Raw genomic sequence first — 2,634 nt, 5'->3', positions numbered from 1 at the left:
AACTTAGCCACGCTTAGGGCATTTGGATACTTTACAATCCTTAACATAATTGTGTTTGACAGCGCCTACCTACTTACCTATAGGGGAAAGCGAATTACGGTTCGCTAGGAGGAGAACTTGAGTCAGGATGCAGCGACTTTTGAACTAGCTCCATAACCGCTAACTGAATCGGTCTGTGCTTTTGCTCCGGGCGGCGGCGATCGTAAATCGCCCGAAGAACCTGCGGGCTGTGACCCATGCCATAAGCCAGAGAAGCAATGTCCGAGTCAGAGGCTCCGTTATCCAAAAAATGAGTCGCAAAAATATCCCGCAGCAAGTGAGGAGTCAGTCGCTGGCCCGTCAAAGCATGAGCAGCATTACTGATATAGCTAGCCATACTGTCCTCAGCAAAAGGCGTGCCATTGGGCCGCACGAAAACGAATTCGCCAACCAGGTCAAACTGCAAGCGACCCGCCCACAAACGCCCAACCTTCTGCTCCCCTGGATTGAAAGTTGCTCCACAAGAGCGCCAACTTCCCTCCGGCATTTTATAATAGCCGTACAGCCATGTTTCCAAGTAGTCGTAGAAACATCGCCCGTCAGGGAACTGTACGTTAGGAATCTCCAAATCTTGGTGTCCGTAAGTCTTACCAGTTTTATAAGACTCTGACGTTACATCCTTGAGCCAGCGACCGTCCGGTGTCCTGTACAGATAACCGCAATTCCGGTCGCGGTTGCGACCCGTAGGCAGAGGCTGGTACAAACCGTCAGCAGGTACATCCACAGGCCGCTTCACCGGACACTCAAGAGCCATTTTTAACTCCCTCAACTCCTGCTGTCGCCGGGGGGGACTATAGGTCAAAAACCCCCAGAGTACGTAGCGCTGGAAGCTAGAAGCAATCGCCTCCAGAGACCTCGGGGAGCCACACGCCAACTTCGGTTGGCACTCCAAGCGCAGCGGTTCGACAATTAGTTCCCAAACGTACGGCAAATCCAGCCACTTCTTATCCACATCCGCCACTGGGATGTGATTCTTCAACTCCTTATTTGCCAGTGACAGCCGTCCGCGCAACACCTTCACAGCCGGCACTTCGCTGTAATCGCTAGAAGTGATTTCAAGGTGATACTGAAACTTCGCCACCGCCAGCAGCGCACACAGGTAATTCTTGCGAGTGTGGGGGCTTTTAGCACCTCTTTCCTCGATCAAAAAGTTGCAGAATTCGCAGACCCAACAATCTACATACTTCCCCACCTTAGCAGCCATTGTGGCCGGAGCTTCCTTAGAAGCCGCCTTGAGTTCAACTGGCGGAATTAAAGTATCTAAAGACAGCTCCTCCAACGGCACTCCTCGGTAGTAATAGAACCAGCCGAGCAAGTGAAAGAGCAAGCCAATTTGGTCGCGACAGGCTTTTGTTTTCACCGGTTCATCTAACCTACCCGGCCAGTGAGCTGAGGTACGAAACTTGTAGAAATGTTCAATTTTAGCTTTTAACTTCTCTGACACTTGCTCTGGCTGCAAACCATAAGGCGGCAAAGCAGAGCGGCTCGTCAGTAGCGTTTTCGCCATAATTCCATAGCCGCGACGGCGACGACCCCCGCAGCAATCAACAGGTTTCTCAGGTAAGGTATTGCCCGGCCACCACCCCTCCTGGCTAGACCAAGAAAGAAGTTCATTGAGCCGACAGCTATAAACCTCTTTACTACTATCCGAGGGTTGCAGCAATTCAAAGGCTTTTTCTTGAGCTTCCCTCGCAGTTGTGAATTGCTCAACGTTTATACCTTGTTTAAAGGCCGTGGCTTTGTCTATTTCAACTCGCGTGGGCTTGCGACCTTTGAAAGGCTCCAAGCCCCATCCGGGCAAAGTGTAACGGTTGATAGCCGTTTCAGTTTGAGAAATAATTTCTTGCGCTTTCTTTTGCGGGTGCTTGCTCTGAATGTAACTAGCATAAAGACCGAGAATATCGGTCAAAGAGAGGTTTTTTTTCATTTTTATAAATGGTGGTAGAGGAAGATGGGACAAGTTTAGGTCTTGTGGAAGTGCTACGAAGCTTTGAAAAGAGGCTTTCAGAAAATTGCTCTCATTCAAATAATAGTAAAAACTACAGTCACAACTTTACTGTAATTTTTACCGTAGGTGGCGGTCGGCTGTAAGCCTTATATGGCAAGGCTTTTTTTCTTAAAAACCCGCTTGTTTTATAAATAAGTTTTTGGCTATTTATAACCTTAAAAAAGCTTAGGTAAGCCATAAGAGCTAACGCCTTGCTATGCTTAGCAAGGTAGAAGCTCGACACCACACTCCAACCAATCGGCTGACTAAAACTAGCAAAAGTTAGCTTTTGTGTAGTAGCTAACCTTTGTAAGGGAGCCTCTTTTGGCTTTTGTACTTGATAGCCAAAATACAGTTGTGTGGTTCTGGTCATAAAAAAAATCATAGTGCAATCAGTGAGACTAAAAAAGGGCTGGATTGTCAAAAAAATTGGGTTGAGGACTAAGGGTTACTTTGGGTTGGTGAATGAGCTGGTAACTGCTCCAGTTTTCTAGCAAATTGCTCAACAACTTCTGAGCGAGAAATACCGTGTAAGTAAGTCGGCGCCAAAAAACCGAACTATGTTAAAATAAGTAAAGAAAGAGAACACATCTACTGAGGTAACTCAA

At 47.5% G+C, this 2,634-nt stretch carries 2 protein-coding genes; both read right to left on the bottom strand.

The genetic code is table 11. From position 1 onward, the window contains the following. Positions 1-94 precede the first annotated feature (94 nt). Positions 95-1,966: a site-specific integrase gene (locus tag QUA77_RS28870; protein WP_333043140.1), complete on the bottom strand. Its 1,872-nt coding sequence runs from the start codon at positions 1,964-1,966 to the stop codon at positions 95-97. A gap of 118 nt (positions 1,967-2,084) precedes the next feature. Then, complete coding sequence (locus QUA77_RS28865) at positions 2,085-2,399, bottom strand: hypothetical protein (RefSeq protein WP_333043139.1); 315 nt, start codon at positions 2,397-2,399, stop codon at positions 2,085-2,087. Positions 2,400-2,634: the final 235 nt, after the last annotated feature.

The sequence above is a fragment of the Microcoleus sp. K5-D4 genome, from assembly GCF_036704575.1.
In the GTDB taxonomy this organism is placed as follows: domain Bacteria; phylum Cyanobacteriota; class Cyanobacteriia; order Cyanobacteriales; family Microcoleaceae; genus Microcoleus.
The sequence above is the reverse complement of the archived record's forward strand: the minus strand, read 5'-3'. Positions and strand labels throughout refer to the sequence as shown.

Excerpts from the sequence above, each read along its gene's own strand:
- QUA77_RS28870 (WP_333043140.1), bottom strand. The coding sequence starts at position 1,966 with ATGAAAAAAAACCTCTCTTTGACCGATATTCTCGGTCTTTATGCTAGT.
- QUA77_RS28865 (WP_333043139.1), bottom strand. The coding sequence starts at position 2,399 with ATGACCAGAACCACACAACTGTATTTTGGCTATCAAGTACAAAAGCCA.